Annotated in this window: 16 protein-coding genes, 1 tRNA gene and 1 riboswitch; of the genes, 8 read left to right on the plus strand and 9 right to left on the minus strand. The window is 61.2% G+C overall.

Annotated features, from left to right (window positions below):
* Positions 1–21 precede the first annotated feature (21 nt).
* Positions 22–1,281, minus strand: a complete 1,260-nt coding sequence (locus tag V4T21_RS17830) for a surface lipoprotein assembly modifier (RefSeq protein WP_332719401.1) — start codon at positions 1,279–1,281, stop codon at positions 22–24.
* 138 nt (positions 1,282–1,419) lie between these two features.
* A complete protein-coding gene (locus V4T21_RS17835; protein WP_332719403.1) occupies positions 1,420–2,178 on the minus strand; it encodes a hypothetical protein in 759 nt (252 codons plus the stop codon).
* Positions 2,179–2,349: 171 nt separating this feature from the next.
* Here V4T21_RS17835 and V4T21_RS17840 point away from each other — a divergent pair, with 171 nt between their 5' ends.
* Both V4T21_RS17840 and V4T21_RS17845 read left to right on the plus strand, forming a co-directional pair.
* Positions 2,350–4,446, plus strand: a complete 2,097-nt coding sequence (locus tag V4T21_RS17840) for a molybdopterin-containing oxidoreductase family protein (RefSeq protein WP_332719405.1) — start codon at positions 2,350–2,352, stop codon at positions 4,444–4,446.
* A complete protein-coding gene (locus V4T21_RS17845) occupies positions 4,443–5,432 on the plus strand; it encodes an acetyltransferase domain-containing protein (RefSeq protein WP_332719407.1) in 990 nt (329 codons plus the stop codon). Before V4T21_RS17840 ends, V4T21_RS17845 begins: the two co-directional genes overlap by 4 nt.
* On the opposite strand, the gene V4T21_RS17850 is transcribed toward V4T21_RS17845, so the two are convergent.
* On the minus strand, positions 5,423–6,187 hold the full coding sequence (locus V4T21_RS17850; RefSeq protein ID WP_332719409.1) for a sulfite exporter TauE/SafE family protein: 765 nt from the start codon (positions 6,185–6,187) through the stop codon (positions 5,423–5,425). The two genes, V4T21_RS17845 and V4T21_RS17850, sit on opposite strands and share 10 nt — an antisense overlap.
* 294 nt (positions 6,188–6,481) lie before the next feature.
* Between V4T21_RS17850 and V4T21_RS17855 the strand changes: the two genes are divergently transcribed.
* Positions 6,482–6,925, plus strand: a complete 444-nt coding sequence (locus V4T21_RS17855) for a glyoxalase superfamily protein (RefSeq protein ID WP_332719411.1) — start codon at positions 6,482–6,484, stop codon at positions 6,923–6,925.
* A 104-nt stretch (positions 6,926–7,029) separates the two neighbouring features.
* A complete protein-coding gene (locus V4T21_RS17860; protein ID WP_332719413.1) occupies positions 7,030–7,737 on the plus strand; it encodes a glutathione S-transferase N-terminal domain-containing protein in 708 nt (235 codons plus the stop codon).
* Between the two features lie 52 nt (positions 7,738–7,789).
* On the opposite strand, the gene V4T21_RS17865 is transcribed toward V4T21_RS17860, so the two are convergent.
* On the minus strand, positions 7,790–7,993 hold the full coding sequence (locus V4T21_RS17865; RefSeq protein ID WP_332719415.1) for a CsbD family protein: 204 nt from the start codon (positions 7,991–7,993) through the stop codon (positions 7,790–7,792).
* A 152-nt stretch (positions 7,994–8,145) separates the two neighbouring features.
* Between V4T21_RS17865 and V4T21_RS17870 the strand changes: the two genes are divergently transcribed.
* From V4T21_RS17870 to V4T21_RS17885, 4 genes are all read left to right on the plus strand, one after another.
* A tRNA-Ser gene (locus V4T21_RS17870) sits at positions 8,146–8,235 on the plus strand.
* A gap of 123 nt (positions 8,236–8,358) precedes the next feature.
* On the plus strand, positions 8,359–8,946 hold the full coding sequence (locus V4T21_RS17875) for a DUF6538 domain-containing protein (protein WP_332719418.1): 588 nt from the start codon (positions 8,359–8,361) through the stop codon (positions 8,944–8,946).
* A gap of 89 nt (positions 8,947–9,035) precedes the next feature.
* Positions 9,036–10,163 (plus strand): site-specific integrase, encoded by a 1,128-nt coding sequence (locus V4T21_RS17880; RefSeq protein WP_332719421.1) that lies wholly within the window; start codon positions 9,036–9,038, stop codon positions 10,161–10,163.
* Between the two features lie 274 nt (positions 10,164–10,437).
* Entirely contained in the window at positions 10,438–11,379 is a 942-nt protein-coding gene (locus tag V4T21_RS17885; RefSeq protein ID WP_332719424.1) for a hypothetical protein, read from the plus strand.
* A 131-nt stretch (positions 11,380–11,510) separates the two neighbouring features.
* Here the strand turns inward: V4T21_RS17885 and V4T21_RS17890 are convergent, their stop codons facing one another.
* The 5 genes from V4T21_RS17890 to V4T21_RS17910 all read right to left on the minus strand — a co-directional run bounded on the left by V4T21_RS17890 (position 11,511) and on the right by V4T21_RS17910 (position 16,889).
* Positions 11,511–12,767, minus strand: coding sequence for an LLM class flavin-dependent oxidoreductase (locus V4T21_RS17890; RefSeq protein WP_332719426.1), 1,257 nt, complete (start codon positions 12,765–12,767; stop codon positions 11,511–11,513).
* Positions 12,764–13,771 (minus strand): ABC transporter substrate-binding protein, encoded by a 1,008-nt coding sequence (locus tag V4T21_RS17895; protein WP_332719428.1) that lies wholly within the window; start codon positions 13,769–13,771, stop codon positions 12,764–12,766. Before V4T21_RS17895 ends, V4T21_RS17890 begins: the two co-directional genes overlap by 4 nt.
* The gene (locus V4T21_RS17900; protein WP_332719430.1) at positions 13,768–14,514 is read right to left on the minus strand and encodes an ABC transporter ATP-binding protein; all 747 of its coding nucleotides are present in this window, start codon (positions 14,512–14,514) and stop codon (positions 13,768–13,770) included. The genes V4T21_RS17895 and V4T21_RS17900 overlap by 4 nt, the downstream gene beginning before the upstream one ends.
* The gene (locus V4T21_RS17905; RefSeq protein WP_332719432.1) at positions 14,511–15,308 is read right to left on the minus strand and encodes an ABC transporter permease; all 798 of its coding nucleotides are present in this window, start codon (positions 15,306–15,308) and stop codon (positions 14,511–14,513) included. Before V4T21_RS17905 ends, V4T21_RS17900 begins: the two co-directional genes overlap by 4 nt.
* Positions 15,309–15,373: 65 nt before the next feature.
* Positions 15,374–15,486: riboswitch (TPP riboswitch) on the minus strand.
* A gap of 263 nt (positions 15,487–15,749) precedes the next feature.
* Positions 15,750–16,889 carry a mandelate racemase/muconate lactonizing enzyme family protein gene (locus tag V4T21_RS17910; protein WP_332719434.1) on the minus strand — a complete coding sequence of 380 codons (1,140 nt, stop codon included), beginning with the start codon at positions 16,887–16,889 and terminating at the stop codon, positions 15,750–15,752.
* Positions 16,890–17,068: the final 179 nt, after the last annotated feature.

Below are 17,068 nucleotides of genomic sequence, written 5' to 3' on the forward strand. Positions count from 1 at the left end.
GACTTATCCGGGGGTGTTTTTCTAAAAGCTGGCCCTCAGCGAAAGCCCGATATCGTGGCTTTCGTAATCGTAGAACACATTGTCCGACCAGCTCTTGGTGTATTCGTAATAGACCGAGGGCATCAGCGGCCCGAACGTAATGTCGCGATGGCTCGCGTCCACGCGCCCGGTGACGAACCGATCCACCTGATCGGTTTCGATCTGGAACGGGGCAGGGCGCCAATGCCAGCGCTGCCCCACGGTCCCTTCCAGCCCCAGCAGCAATCCCCCCTCGAACAGCGTATCGAGCCGCGCCGTCAGCTTTGCCTCAAGCGTCCGAAAGCTCTCATCGTCGGTATGGTTGTAAATGGCGCGCGCCGTCGTCGTGAGGTTCATGTTCGGCGACAGCGAATTGGAAAGCGCCACGGCCCCATCGGCCAGAAACCCGCTGCGCTCGGGAAAATGCGGACGTTCGATCGCCGCCAGCTTGAGATTGACGGCCAACCGCTGCTGCGCCGTGATCGGCAGGGTGAATGTGCCCCGAGCGCCCGTCTCGATCCGCGATAGCCGATCCTCATCGAGCGCCAGCGTCACATAGGGCGCGACCACCGCCCGCGCGGTATCGGTCACGCTGAACGAAACGGGCACCTCCACGGTAAAGCTCGGCTCGAACCGCTCGTCGGCTGTCGTAAACCGCACGTCCGAACGCAGCACCCCCGAAACGGTAAGCGCCTCGGTCCGAGCCAGTTCAACCGCCACCGATCCACCGAACTCGAACAGCACACCGCGCTGCTCCCGCGCATCGTCGGGTATCGTGCCCGGCCCCCAGATGCCGCCGTCGATAGTGCGTTCGGAGGTTGCCCGATTGACGTTGGTCGAAGGCGCGGCGGTAAAATAGCCGCCGAAGACCGGCCGTCCGCGCGATTGCTCGTTCTGCAGCAATTGCGCCACCAGATCGCGCTCGGGCCCCTCCGGCAAAATCGCCTGCAGCGAATTGAGCCGCGCCGCCGCAACATCGTATCGCCCCAGTTGGCTGTGGCAGCGATAGGCGACGAGATAAGGCGGCACGAAAAAGGGAATGGCCTCGATAACCAGATCGGCGAGGATCACGGCATCCGCACATTGCCCGCTCTCGGCATGCCTGACCGAAGCGGCATAGGCCGCCATGATATCGCCTTGCCCCACCTGTGCATCGAGTTGCGCGGCGATAGCGTCGGCCTGCACCCAATCGCCCGCACTCAGCGCCCGGTCGAGTGAGGGCAGGGATATTTCCTGCGCCTGTGCCGGCAGAACCGCCAGCATGCCAAGCGCCAATCCCCAAAAACGCCGTTTGATAAAATTGGCCAAACCCAGCCCCTGATCCAAAGCCGGTTCCGGAGTGTGTCTCCGGAACCGAGCTAAATCGCTATCGTCCCGCAATAAGAAGCGGGCCGAAAACCACTAACGAGCTCCGACAAACACCCCTGTGGTTTCCCCACCGGAAGTGCTGTTGCCGGCAATGTTTCCGCCGACTTCGTTGTAGTCAGGGCCGAAAAACGCGCCATAAACATCGTTCGTTGATACAAAAGAGCCCGTGGTTTCCAGATCGCCTTCGAAGGTATTATTGCTTCGGTTGACGTTACCAGAACCTTGACCTGCACGGGTGCCATTCGCGTCGACTAGACCCATCGCATATGTATTGGTGCTGAAATCGAAATCGGCCGCGAAACGTCCGTTAGCTCCGCCTCCGTTATTGGCTGCGATGTTCCAGAAGCCGTCATACTGCGCCTGCTGGTTGGGAATGGCACTGGTGGGTGTCCGTTCGCCCTGAAACAATCCCGCAGCCTGATTGTAGCGGGCTTCGTCCGCCAGGATTGCTGCGGCTGTATATTCCCCGAGATAAAGAGCTGCCCCGTTGCTGGATGTGCCGTACGAATAGGAATCAATGCCCGCATAGCTCGCACCGCGACTTCCGTTGCCGAAACGGTATGTATCGCCGGCCACTTGGACCACCGCATCCTGGCTGTCACCGGTAATGCGTCCGGTCTCCCGCGTTCCGCCACCGGTTCCGGAAATGACGACAGCATTGTATCCCAGGCTCGGACCGCTGGGCTGAGGTATCGATTGTCCTCCTCCCCCGCCACCTCCACCGGTGCTTGAGCAACCACTCACGGCAAGCGCTGCGGCAAGAGCGGAAAAGGCAAATAGCTTTGCTGGCATAAGAATTCTCCTTATTGATGCGGCGATTAGGCCCCCACACCCTGGGCGACAATGCGGCTCCAATGTGGAAGTTCCATGCCTTCCACACCTGCGCGCGCAAGTGTTGCAAGAGGCTGACACAACTGCCCGAACACCCTAGTATGGGCCTCAATCAGCATGAACCTCACCTGAATGAACAAGCCACTCGTCGTCCGCACCGCCCGCACCGTCTGCCCTCACGACTGCCCGTCCACCTGCGCGCTCGACGTCGAAGTGCTCGATACGGGGGCGATCGGTCGTGTACGCGGCGCCAAGGACGATCCCTACACAGCCGGCGTAATCTGCGAGAAGGTTGCCCGCTACGCCGAGCGAACCCACCACCCCGATCGGCTGCTCTATCCCATGCGCCGCACCGGCCCCAAGGGCTCGGGACAATTCGAACGCATCTCGTGGAACGAGGCGCTGGACGAAATCGGCTGGCGCTTCCTCGATATCGAAGCCCGGTTCGGCGCCGATTCCATCTGGCCCTATTACTATGCCGGCACCATGGGCCATGTGCAGCGCGACGGCATCAATCGCCTGCGCCACGCCAAGGGCTATGCCGGCCAGTACGATACCATCTGCGTCATGATTTCATGGACCGGCTATATCGCCGGTACGGGCCTGCTCGCCGGCCCCAATCCCGAGCAAATGGCCGAAAGCGATTGCGTCGTCATCTGGGGCACCAATCCGGTCAACACCCAGATCAACGTCATGACGCACGCCATCCGCGCCCGCCGAGAGCGGGGCGCCAAACTCGTGGTCGTCGATATCTACCGCACGGCGACCATGGAGCAGGCCGACATGCCGCTCCTTATCCGTCCCGGCTCCGACGGTGCGCTGGCCCTCGCCGTCATGCACGTGCTGCTGCGCGATGGCCTGGCGGATCGTGAATTCCTCTTGAGCCACACGGATTTCGACGCCGAACTTGAATCACATCTTGCGGATAAAACCCCGCAATGGGCCGCCTCCATCACCGGCCTGACGGTGGAGCAAATCGAAGCCTTCGCCCGTCTGCTGGGCGAAAATCCCCGCGCCTATTTCCGCCTGGGCTATGGCTTCGCGCGTCAGCGCAATGGCGCCACCAACATGCACGCCGCGCTTTGCATCCCCACCATGCTGGGCGCATGGAAACATCGCGGCGGTGGCGCCTTCCATTCCAATTCCGGCACCTGGGCGCTCGACAAATCCCAGATCACCGGCGCCTCGCTCAAAAAGCCCGATGTGCGCGAGCTCGATATGTGCCGCATCGGCCCCATCCTCACCGGCGATGCCGACGCCCTCAAGGGCGGCGGCCCCGTCAAGGCGCTGCTGATCCAGAACACCAATCCCATGGTGGTCACCCCCGATCACACCCTCACCCGTCAGGGGTTCGAGCGTGAGGACCTGTTCACCGTCGTCCACGAGCAATTCATGACCGAGACGGCCCAGATGGCCGATATCGTCCTGCCGGCCACCACCTTCGTGGAGCACAATGATTATTACACGCGCGGCGGCCACACCCGCGTGCTCTACGGCCCCAAGCTCATCGATGCGCCCGGCGAGGCTATGCCCAATCACTTCGTCATCAACGAGATCGCCAAGCGCGTCGGCGCCACGGCCGCCGTCGCCGACAGGACCGACCGCGAAATGGTCGCCGAAACCTTCGCGAAATCGGGCTATGGCGATCTCGAAGAGATCGAGAAATCCGGCTTCGTGGATCGCGCCTTGCCCGACGACCGGGCGCGCTACGCGGCGGGCTTCGCCTGGCCGGACGGCAAATTCCGCTTCAAACCCGATTGGGAGGCCACGCGGATCAAGCGCGGCGTCGAATGGGTTTGCAACCCCGATGATATGCCAAAGCTGGTGGACTATATGGATTGGAACGAACCGACATCGGAGGCCGTGCCGTTTCGGCTCACCACATCGCCGGCCCGCACCTTCCTCAACTCGACCTTCAACGAAACCCCCGGCAGCCAGAAGCGCGAAGGGGCACCCTCGCTCCTCATGCATCCCGAGGATGCCGCCCGCCTCGGGCTCGATAACGGTGCCCCCGTCGCCATCGGCAACCATCGCGGCTCCGTCGAATTGACCCTGCGGATTTTCGACGGCCTGCAACAAGGCGTCGTCGTCGCCGAGGGCCTGCATCCCAACAAGGCGCACCGCAAGGGCAGGGGGATCAACACGCTGATCGGCTCCGATCCGGTCAAACCGTTCGGCGGCGCGGCCTTCCACGATGCCGCCGTCTGGGTCAGGGCTTCCGCCGCATGACCGATATCGCCCCCGCCGCCCGCCCGCGCATCGCCGCCGTCGACATCGCCCGAGGCGTCGCGATCATCGCGATGATCGTCTATCACTTCACCTGGGATCTGGCCTTCCTCGGCTTCATCGATTTCGATCCCACCCGGTCGTTCCCTTGGGTTGCCTTCCAGAAATCGATAGTCGGCACCTTCATCTTCCTGACCGGGGTTTCGCTGGTGCTCGGCCACGGCGCCGGCATCCGCTGGCGCCCCTTCTGGCGCCGCTTCGCCATCATTTTCGGCGCCGCATTGCTGGTCACCATCGGCACCTATGCCTTCTACGCCGAAACCTTCGTCTATTTCGGCGTCCTCCACGCCATAGCGCTGTTCAGCCTTTTGGGCCTTGCCTTCCTGCGCGTGCCGCTGGTGGCGGTCGTCGTGCTGGCGGTCGTCATCATCGCGCTGCCGCTGTTCATCCAGCACCCGCTGTTCGGCGAAAAGCTCTGGTCGTGGATCGGCCTCTGGGACGTCCCGCCACCCACAGAAGACCTCGTGCCCATCTTCCCCTGGTTCGGCGTGGCGCTGGCCGGCATCGCCGTCGCCCGCTGGGCGCTCTCCAGCGGTTTCGCCACCCGTGTGGCCCAAATCAAGGGAAGCTCTTCACCCGCGAAATTCCTCGCCAAAATGGGCCGCTGGAGCTTGGTGATCTACGTCCTCCATCAACCGATCATGATCGGCGTCTTGATGGGCATCTCGTCCCTCACGGGCGTGAGCGAAGCCAACCGCGCCAACAATTTCCTGGCAAGCTGCGAGGCCACCTGCGGCCAGTCCGCGCCCGACCAAAGCTATTGCACCGCCTATTGCGCCTGCACGCTCGACCGCATCGAAAGCGATAGCCTGTGGGCCATGCTCGAAGCGCCCGAGCGCACAACCGAACAGGATGCCATGCTCACCGACCTCGCCAACCAATGCGCGACCGAAGTCCTCGACGAGCGGCTGCTCGCGCCTCAGGAATAGGTGGTCCAGAAAAAATACAGCGTCAGCCCGATCCCATAGACGATCACGAACCCCCTGATCGCCTTGGCCGGCACCAGATGCGAGAAATAGGCGGCAGCAAAGCCGCCCAACACCGCACCCACCAGGGCAACCGACCCCTCGGCCCATGCGATCGATCCTGTCGCCGCGAACCGCACCACCGCCACCACCGAGATCACCGCCGACAGCAGCAGCTTGAGCCCGTTCATTGCATGAACGTCCTCGAACCCGGCAAGCGCCAGCCAGGCCAGCAGTACGATGCCGAGCCCGGCGTTGAAGAACCCGCCATAGATGCTGACGGCCAGCAGCAGCGCGGACAACCCGATAGCCCCCGCCCGCGCCGCATGCCGGCTCCCGCTCGAGCGCGATGCGAGAAAGCGGTTGATGCGCTGCCCGAACATGTAGATCGCCACAGCGAACGCCATCAGCCAGGGAATGAACACCGAGAACTGCTCGTCGGAAATCCGCATCAGCGCCTCGGCGCCAAGATACCCGCCCACCAGCCCGATCACGCAATAGAGCACCATCCGGTTCCGATAGGGCGCGATGTGCTTCCAGTATCCCACCGCTCCGCTCACATAGCCGGGCAGGCACGCATACGTATTCGACGCATTGGCGAGCACCGGCGGCACGCCGGCGAACAGCAGCGCCGGAAAGATCACGAACGAGCCGCCACCGGCGAGCGAATTGATCATCCCGCCGATGAGACCGGCGGCGAAAAGCAGCAGAAATGTCACGAAAATGATTCCGGCAAACGTTGGAAATCAACATCTAGCCAACTCTGGCCTCAATACTCAATTCAACACCATGAATTTTCCGCATGGTGGACATGCTGTTGACAAAGCCCGTGCGCGCTCCTATCTCCCGTTTCGGTTGAAGAGCCAGCCGTCCGCGAGGCAAATGTCTTACGGTGAAGTCTTCCACGCCATGCCGATTTTGGCCCGCGTGATACTGCAAAACATCGTCCCAACTCTTTGGCGGTGCTTGGCAATGCGGACACCCAAGACGAAATCCGCCGTGGAGATATGACGATGCGCAAACCTGCATCCCATCTGACCACGACCGACCTCAAGAACGAGGCCCGCGAATATCGCGCGACCCAGCTCGAAGCCGGCCAAACCATTTCTCACGCCCAAGCCCTTGAAATGGTTTCACGTTTTCATGGATTCCGTGACTGGAACACCGCCTCTGCCGTGCTGCCCGTGACCCGCGCGCCGGCCTTTGGCGTGAGCCAGCGGATCAGCGGAACCTATCTGAAACAGCCCTTCACCGGCACCGTCATCGGCGTCGCCGCCATGGGGGCAGGGGATATGTTCCGTTTGACCGTCCAGTTCGACGAACCCGTGGATGTGGTCTCATTCGACAGCTTCTCGGCCTTCCGCCAGCGGGTTCAGACCACCGTCACCCGCGAGGGCATCTCGCCCACCCGCACCAGCGACGGCGAACCCCACATGGTGATTACCTCCCGAGGCTGAACAACAGGCCGGTGCGTCGAAAGGTGCATCGGCCTTTCCCGTTCGGGGTTGCATTCATCGTCATTTTACGATGAAGTCGCCCCATCAGATTTTCAGGAGTCATCATGACCGAACAGACCAAGCCGATAGACCTATATTATTTTCCCACGCCCAACGGCCACAAGATCTCGATCATCCTCGAAGAGCTTGGCGTGCCCTATACGATGCATCCCATCCACATCGGCAAGGGCGACCAGTTCAAACCTGAATTTCTCGCCGTCTCCCCCAACAACAAGATTCCGGCAATCGTCGATCCCGAAGGGCCTGACGGCCAGCCGATTTCGGTTTTCGAATCCGGCGCCATCCTGAAATATCTCGCCGAAAAATTCGGCAAATTCTATCCCACCGACCCGCGCGCCCGCGTGAAGGTGGATGAGTGGCTGTTCTGGCAGATGGGCGGCTTTGGCCCGATGCTCGGCCAGAACCATCACTTCAAGCAGTACGCGCCGGAAAAAATCCAATACGCCATCGACCGCTACGTTAACGAAACCCACCGTCTCTATGGCGTTCTGAACAAGCAGCTCGAAGGCCAGGATTATATCGCCGGTGAGTATTCCATCGCCGACATGGCCGCGTTGAGCTGGTCTCTTGGCTGGGAAAAGCAGGGTATGAACCTTGCTGAATTCCCCAATGTCGCGGCCTGGCAGGAACGGCTCAAGGCTCGCCCCGCGGTCGAACGCGGCCTGGCACTGAAGCTCCCGGAGGATCAGCAGATGGATTTGGCCGGCGACAAGAACGCCCAGGGCGTTCTCTTCAACCAGCGCTCCCGCTGACAACGAAAAAGGGCCCGCATCGCGGGCCCTTTGTTCATCTGGCGCAGGCCGCTTACCAACCGTTGCGCTCAAACCACGTATCGACGTCCTTGCGGGCTTCGTCCTTGGACTTGCCGTAGCGCTCCTGGATCTTGCCTTCGAGCTGCTCGCGCTTACCGCCGATCACGTCGAGATCGTCATCGGTGAGCTTGCCCCACTGTTCCTTGACCTTGCCGGTAAACTGCTTCCAGTTGCCTTCCATCTGATCGCGGTTCATCGTATTTCTCCTTTTTTGACTGTGCCTTCAGAACGGCCCAGCCCCATCCAGGGTTCCCTCAAGCAACTCGCGCGCGGTCATCCCCGGCATTTTCCGCCTCAAGACCAAAAAGCCCTTGCACTCCCGTTTCATTCCGGGCTACCACCCGCCTCGGAGAGGTGGCCGAGTGGTCGAAGGCGCGCCCCTGCTAAGGGCGTAGGCGGGTAACTGTCTCGAGGGTTCGAATCCCTTCCTCTCCGCCATTCCTCTGATATCCAGTGTTTTCAATGGCTTAGGCTCCCGGAGAATCTTCGGGACTTATACACATGCCTGATGCATGTGTCGTTCCGACTCCGGTCCGTTTTTGGCTCGAGTCGGAGAACACCATGGCCGCCAAGTGTGCCTATGTCGAAAAGGTCGGTGCGGTCTATTATGTGCGCAAGCGAATCCCCCAAGCCTGGAAAGGGCGGATGGAGGGCGAGGTTGTGCGCTTCTCGCTCCGGACCAAGGACCGGGCGCTGGCGCTCAAATGGGGTCTGGAGGCCTTGGTGGTGTTCGAAGAGTTGTTGCGCATGGAGCCGGAGGATGCGCTCAAACACCTGACGCGGCGACTGGTGGATGAGCAACTGCTGCTGCCCGAGGCCATGACCGGGGCCGATCTGGCGCGCCGCCGGGCTCTTGGCAATGTCGGGGCCAAGATCATCCGCGAGGCCCGCAAAGATCTTGGGCTGGGTGAGCATCTGGACGCGATCTATCGGGAACTGGTGTTGTTCAATCACACGACCGTCCAGGGTGAAGCCGATTATGAGTGCCGCCCGCCCGATGAAAGAGACAATCCCAAGCCAAGGCCCGGAAGTTCGATCTTTCCGGGTTTGATGCGGTTCTGGATGCTCTTGGGGCTCCGAAAGCGCAGCCCACTGCAGGTCCAGAGATTTCGGCTTCGTCGCTGCACCTGGCGGGCGAAACATCGGTGATGCGCTCAATCGCACCATCAGGCTCACCTTCGGCACGAATGGCGTCGTCCGCCAATGATGCGACACAGGTTCACACACTGCGCAGTCTGATGAATGACTATTTCAACCGCACCGGCAAAGCGACCGGGTCGGACAACCGTGCCAACATCACGCGCGCGGTCAGGCTGTTCGAAGATCTATGTCCTGACGTAAAAACCCTGGCGGTCATGGACATTCCCTTGTCGCTTTGGGACCAGCTCTACGAGTTCGTTCAAGAAATCCCATACATGCGTGGTCAAGTCAGTCCCGACAATATCGTTGCCTTCACGCGGCAGAAGCAGGAAGAAGGCAACGATTATCGGCGGCTGTCGGTGGCGACGCTCAATTCCAATTACCTTGGGGCGATCACGCGTCTGGTCCGCCATGGCAACACCCGCCGTCTTTTCGCCTGGCAGGCGCCCCCTCTGGTGATCTCGGAAAAAAAGCGCGCTTCGAAGGGCAAGAGCCGGGTTCCGTTCTCCTCTGAGGAAATTACCGCCATCACCTCATGCCCGGTCTATCTGGGGTGCGCCAACCGGCGCCATCGGTATTCGCCGGGCACAAGCATTTTTGCCGATGACCACATCTACTGGTCGCCGCTGGTGTCGATGCATTCAGGTATGCGGGTGACCGAGATAGGGCTGCTGCGTTTCGAACAGCTGCAACCATGGTTCGGTCGGCCAACACTGGTTCTCGAACTGGATGATGACGGGTCTGTCGACGGTGAGGAGGGATACAAGACCGGAAACGCCATCCGGCGTGTTCCTATCCATCAGCAATTGATCGATCTTGGTTTCCTAGACTTCTGGAGCCATCAGCAAAGTCTGGGTTGCGAGCGGCCGTTTCCCGATTGGACCCAGCACATCAAGGGCGGAAAGGACGGTCGACCCGAAATCCATTTCGAGGCGGACTTCTTCAACGCACATCGGCTCAACTGGAAGGTGCCGCCCCATCGTGCGCGCAAACTCACGTTCCATTCGTTCCGCGGCTTCTTCATCCAGGCGTCGCATGACGCCAGGATCAGCCCATACACTATCCTGAAATGGGTCGGTCACGACGAAGACACCGAAGCGAAAACCTCCGAAGTGCACCGCGGCTACCTCAACGAGGATATTACCGCGGACGAGGTGGCGGAAATCGACAAGATCAAAGTGTCGCTCGGGCCGGTAGCCTCGTTTGCGGACTGGTTGAAAAGGTAGTAGCCGGACAGGCAACGGCATGGCATCCGGCTGGTGTGGCGATGCCGGGGCAGTATCTCCCTTCGGTCAGGAAACGCAAATTCCGCTTCAGGGTAACACTTTTCGCGCAGCACGGCCCGCCTCGAGAAAAGTGTTACCCCGAGGCTATGTTGGCGTTGCCCATTAATTTGGCGTGCGCCTGAGGCGACCGAGTTCTTTCTTGCCAGCCTCCGTTCCATGGTGAGGACGTTGCCGCAAAAGCGGGTGAAAAGCGTCGAGTAACGGGGAAAAAAACATGGCAGTTCGGATGGACGCACTAGCTCGGGAGGTCACGCGGGAAGCATCGACGGAGGTGCTTTATGGCAAGCGAGTCGCGATGCTCAGCAGGCGCGCCAAAAGCGAGCTCGGATACGATATCGGCCTCTTCGACACCATCGATTGCTTCGCCTTGATGCACGAAGAGTTCAAGGACGCGACCCTTCGCCAATATGCAGCGGCGCTGGCCTGGGCGGTTGATACCGCGGAAGAAACCGGCGAACTCAATGATCAAGAAGCCGCTGCATGCCGAGAGCGGTTGGCGACGCGACCGGTTCCGCGTCCGCGTGACGCCGAAAAGCGGACCTCGGGGAAAAAACGGAAATCGGTTAGCCAAAAGGACTTTGTCGCGGTGTGCCGGGCTTTGGCCAAGCGCAACCGCGGTGAAGACAAATTGCTGCTCCGGCTGCTGGTCAGCAATATGGGTTTGGGACTGCGGCCGTGCGAGTATCACGGCGCCACCCTGACAGAATCCATGCTCGTGGTCAGGTCTGCCAAGGCCACCAATGGGCGTGCGCTTGCCGAATTCCGCGAGTTTGAACTTGATGATGCCTCAAGCGGCCAAGTCGAAAGCTTGGTGCAACTTATCGAAGACATCAATGCCGCTGCCGAAAACGAACTGCATGCCCTGATCGATCGGCTCGGTGGCCGGCTGCGGCGGGTCTGCCGCCATATCGGGGTGGAGCCGTTCTCCCTGTACACCACACGGCACCAGGCGATTGCCAATATCAAAGCGACCGGCTCGGCGGAAGAGGTCGCGGCCTTTGCCGGCCACAATTCCATCGACACCGCCAGAAAGTATTATGCGCCGCGTCGGTCCGCCTGGAAGATCGACAAATCCATCAAGCCGACACCCCGGATGGTGGATTTGGTAGAGGAGCGGGTGGCTCATCGAGGAGCGAAACGGCGGCCAAAATTGTAGTGGGAGTTTGCGTATAACCGGCAGAAACTACAGCAGTGTCATGTACCTAAGAAGCGTCGGCTTTGCGCCCTCATCCCGGTCGCTAGAGGACATCGATTGTCTTCCCAAAAGCGGGCATTGAAAGCTTTGCTCTACGGCTTGTTGCTAACGGATAGTGCTAGGTGCGGCATGACGAATTCGATGAAGTTCTGTAGATCGTGCGGCATAATCGGCGCCATGACGTTGAAGCCGTCAGCGGCTCCGGCTTCGAACCATTCCTGCATGGTGGCGGCGATTGCTGGTCCTGTGTCCACGGCAAGCAGATGGCCGCGGCCGCTGGCGAGGCGCATGAGGAGCTGGCGTAAGGTCAACTGATCTCGCCGGGCGATGCCGACAAGCACTGCAACGCGGCTTTGGCTGGACTGATTGAGAGTGCCCGTTCCCACGCCAGCGGGCAAGGGTCCTTCCAGGTCGGCGTTGGAGAGATCGGCGCCAAGGAACTCGGAGAGTTTGGCCCGCACGTGCTCGGTGACCATGAAGCTGTTCATCTGCGCCAGACGTGCTTTCGCCTCGTCCTGAGTGGCTGCGGCGATCGGCACGATACCGGGATAGATGCGGACACTCTCCGGCGACCGGCCCAGGCGGGCGGCCCGCGCCTTCATGTCCGTATAGAACTCCTTCGCTTCAGGCAGGCTCGACTGTACGGTGAACACAAGATCGGCATAGCGGGCCGCGAAATCCCTGCCAGCTTCCGAGGCCCCCGCCTGGGCAAGGAGCGGCCGCCCTTTTGGCGAGCGCGGCACGTTCAGCGGCCCTCTTGTGCTTACGAAGGGGCCGCGATGATCGACCACCCGTACTTTGGCGGGATCGAGATATCGTCCACTTTGTTTGTCGACAATCCGGGCATCACCATCCCAGGAATCCCACAGCGCCAGTGCCGCTTCGACCACATCGGCAGCTCTGGCATAGCGCTGGTCATGCTCGGGCATGGTCTCGAACCCGAAATTTTGCGCTTCGAGTGCGTTCGACGATGTGACGACATTCCACCCTGCCCGCCCCCCACTGATGTGATCGAGCGAGGCGAAGCGCCTCGCCAGATGGTAGGGATGGTCGAAGCTGGTAGAAGCCGTGCCGATGAGCCCGATCCGTTTTGTCACCGCGGCAAGGGCCGAAAGAATGACGATCGGATCCATCGCGTCGGAAAGATGCCGGTCGGCACCCTGCTGCAGCGCCAGGACGTCGCCGAGAAAAAGCGCGTCGAAGCCGCCGGCTTCCGCTCTTTTGGCGATATCGATCCAGTAATCGATGTCGGTCGAAGCCAGCGGATCGCTTTCGGGCATGCGCCAACCGGCCTCGTGGCTGCCGAGCCCGAAGATGACGGCATTGAGCCCCATACGACGTTCGCTCATGGCTGGATGCCGAGATAGTCGTTGGAGTAGTATTCCGAAAAATCAGGCTTTTCGCCGACCGGCGCGCCATCGCCATCCTTGAGAAGGCCTGCCTCGAACAGGAAACTCCCCATGGCCTCCATTTTGGCGGCGTCGATGGTGCCGACGGTGCCGTCCTCTCCAACCAGATAGTTGCCGTCGATCAGGGACTGGAGCGAGGCGCGAACAAAGTCTCGGTCGAGTAAGGTATCGGCATTGGCGGCGACAAGGATGTCGGTTGCTTCCTCCGGGTGCTCCACGGCGTAGGCATAGCCGCGACGGCTGGCTGAAATGAAGGCTTCCGCCGTGTCGGGGTGCTCGGCAAGGTAGGCGCTAGTGGCACCAAGAAAATTGGTGTGCTGATCGGGCACGCCGTAATCGGCATAGCGAAAGGCTCGCTGGGTCGGCCCGTCGCGCTCGGCTTTGACGCCTTCCCAGGTATAGACTTCGAGGGTGAAATCGACAGCACCATTGGCAAGGGCTTCATAGGCCGATGTGCCCAGGGTTACAGTTTCGAAATCGGCCAAACCACCGTCATGGCGGATGATGGTGCCGATCAGCGCCGTTTCCCAGTCGCTGCCGAACCCCGCATAGAATTTGCCATCGAGATCGGCGGGGCGCTGGATGTCCTCGCGATCGGCATTGAACACCAATCGTCCGGTTTCCGTCTGCACAAGGGCGTAGGTGGCGACGAGATCGGCCCCCGCCGTGCGCTGCGTGAACAGACCCAAGGAACCCAGAACACCGAAATCGGCAACATTGTTGGCAACCAGCGTCGCCGCCGACGTATCGGTATAGGGCAGGATTTGCACCTCAACGCCTGCCTCCTCATAAAAGCCCTTCGTATCGGCGACGTAGAGGCCGATATGGTTGGTGTTGGGCGTCCAGTCGAGCGCGACGCTGACTGGCGTCAACTGCGCCAAGACGGGCGTTGCGATCAGGGTGGCGCACAGGGCCAGCGCGGCACGAAGATGCGGCACGGTCATTCCTCCAAATTGAGCAGGGTTTGCAGAATGTCGGCTTCGAAGGCTGATAGCGCGCCGCCGGCGGCGGGACGCGGGTGAGCCAGCGAAATCTCGTAGTGACGCAGGATGCGCGCGGGTCGCTGCGAAAGCACATAGATACGGTCGGAAAGGAGAACGGCCTCGCGCACGTCATGGGTGATCAGCAGCACCGTCCAGCCGTGACGGGTCCACATGCCGGAAAGCCAGCGCTGCATCCTGGCCCGGGTCAGCGCGTCGAGTGCACCGAAGGGTTCGTCGAGCAACAGCATGGGCCTTTGCTGCACGACGGTGCGCAGCAGCGCGGCGCGCTGGCGCATGCCGCCCGACAACTGGGCCGGATAATGCCGCTCGAAGCCGGACAGCCCGAACTCGGCAAAGAGCGACTGCACATTGGCGCGGGCGGCCTTGCGACTCATACCCTGGACCTCGAGGCCCAAAGCGGCGTTATCGATGATACGCCGCCACGGCATCAGCGCATCGCGCTGCGGCATGAAGGCGAAGCGGTGGCTGGCCGGATCGAGCAGAATGCCGTCGCAGAGCATTTCCCCGCCATCGGGCACGAGTGCACCGGTGAGCAATTGCAGGATGGTGGACTTTCCAGCGCCGGAGGGACCGAGGATGGAAACGAACTCGCCCGGGCGCACAGAAAGGCTGATGTCTGCGAGCACGGCGAGGTCGCCGAAGCGTTTGGACACTGCTTTGAGTTCAAGCCGTGGCCTGTTCATGGCTTACCCTCGCCGAACCGCGTCCAAGGCATGGCAGCGCGTTGCACCAGCACCGTCGCTCCGAAAAGGCAGAGGGTTAGCGTGGCGCTGACGAACACGGCGGACAAAACGAGGTCGGGCCGGAAATTGTTCTTGGCATTGAGGATGTAGATGCCAAGGCCCCGCACGGCGCCGGCATATTCGGCAAAGATCGCACCGACGATGGCATAGGTGATGGAAATCCTCAGGCCCGCGAAGAAATAGGGCAATGCCGAAGGCAGCCGTGCTGCAATGAAGATGCGGCGCCGCGAGGCACCCATGGAAGCAAGGAGCGCTTCGATATCGCGATCGGTCGAGTCATAGCCCTGCACAAGGGCAACCAGCATGGGAAAGAACGTCACCAGCGCAACCAGCACGACCTTGGGCGTAAGGCCGAAGCCGAACCAGAGCACGATCAGCGGGGCGATGGCGACCAGCGGCAGCGTCTGGGTGATGATGAACACGGGAAACAGGGCCCGCCGCAACGGACGAAAGAAATCCACCAGCAACGAGAACAAAAATGCGGCGCAGAGCGACGACGAAAAGCCGAACAATGTTGCCTGGAGCGTCGCCAGCGTGTGACCGGCCAGCGCCTCACGTTGTTCGAACCCCTGGACGAGAACGCGCGACGGCGCCGGGAGCGCGGTGGGCGAAATGCCCCAGAAACGCACATAGGTCTCCCAGGCCAAAACCAGCACCGACACCGACAGCACGGCTGGCCCGGCATGGGCAAATAGGCGCGCAACGCCACGCTTGGAGACTGAACCGTTCGACATGGCAGGCCCCAGCACTCAGCGCGCGCTGAGGTGACCGCTCATCGGATAAAGGAAAATCTGTGCACCGGAAAACATGAACCGCCTCGCTCCGCTGGTATTACCCAGATCAGCTATAGGGTCCGAAGGCTTGCCACCCCCATCTCAGCCCCGACCATACGGAGCACCCCTGTGGATGGCGGGACCATAGACGATTATCGGAAGAGCGCAAGAAGCTATGTGAGATCCACGGCGGTAGCGGCACGCGGTGGTGAGTGAGACATATGTGGGCCTGTTTTCCCCAAGCCGCCGGGCATCGTCTGCATGGCGCGACATTCCGGATATTTGCCTATGCTTCCGAAATTCCAAAAGCCGCCGAACGGCAGAGCCACCGCATTTAGTTTATGACCGGCTCCACCTCACCCAGTCGTAATCCTGAACCATCGTTGCGTGGACTGATCGAGTTTAAAGACCAAATTTGTAGAGCGGTTCACGCTCGATTGCTGCACCCGCTATTAGCGCGTGGTCGTTCAACGCTTGATGATCGAAGCGCACGCCATGTCCGGGCGTTGGCGCCGCAACGCACCGTCCGTCGCGGATTGAGATCGGTTCAGCTGTTGCTCCAAAATCAAAGAGATTGAGGCCGAAAATATTCTCCACATGCAACGCGTTGGGCAATGCCGCCGCCAGATGCACGGATAATTCCATTGCCCCGTGCGGAGAAATGGGAATTCCGCTCGCCGCTCCGAGCGCAGCGATCCGGCGAAATTCGGTGATCCCACCGACCTTCCAGACATCGGGCTGCAAGAAGTCCACGGCGCCTTGATGGACATAGTTCCAGAACTCGAATCGGTTGCAGAGCTGTTCGCCGACTGCGACCGACATCCCCGTGGCGGCGCGCAGCCTGCCATGGGCCTCGATCGTATCCGATAGCAGCGGCTCCTCGATGAAAAGCGGCGCCGCGTCGGCCAGAAGCGGCACGCGCTGCATGGCCTCGCCCACCGACCATTTCTGGTTCGCGTCAACCATCAGCGTAGCCGCGTCCCCGATCGCTTCGCGCACCGCAAGGCACCGCTCGCGATCCTCGTAAAGTCCCGGCCGACCCACCTTGACCTTGAAGGCGGTGTATCCCTCTTCGCGTTGCCCTCGCGCCTGCTCGACCAGTTCCTCGGTCGACAGATGGAGATTGATTGCACTGGCATAGACCTCGACGCTGTCCCAGGCGCCGCCGAGCAACCGGTAAAGCGGTTCCCCGGCCGCCTTTGCCTTGAGGTCCCACGCGGCGATGTCGAGGACCGAAATAGCCAGCGTCGTGATGCCCGCCGGCCCCGCCGCATGGCATTCCATCCACAGCCGCTGCCAGATTCGTTCGGTGTTGCGCGGGTCCATGCCGGTCAGCATCGGCGCCAGATAGCCGGCGATCAGCGCCTGGACCGCAGCGGCGCCGACCCCGGCCGTGGTGCACCAGCCGATGCCCGTCTCCCCCGTGTCGGTCTCGATTTCCGCAACGACAAGCTCGCGATGGGTCATCGTAACTCGGGCCGAGGAAAAGGTTTGTTTCAGCGGCATCCGATAGGCATTGCAGGTGGTGCGGGTAATCTTCATGATGATTGTCCCCTCCCCGGAGAGGTTGCGAAATCCGATGGCAGGACCCCATTGTGGCCCGCGCAGCAAGGGGCCGTGCGGCCTTGTGGCGCTATTTCGCTGGACGAAACGATCCTCGACCTTCGTTTCGCGGCCCGGGCCGCTGACTATGGTTGCAGCCAATCGGCGTCATGCCTCGA

Source organism: Pelagibacterium mangrovi (assembly GCF_036662815.1).
In the GTDB taxonomy this organism is placed as follows: Bacteria; Pseudomonadota; Alphaproteobacteria; order Rhizobiales; family Devosiaceae; genus Pelagibacterium; species Pelagibacterium mangrovi.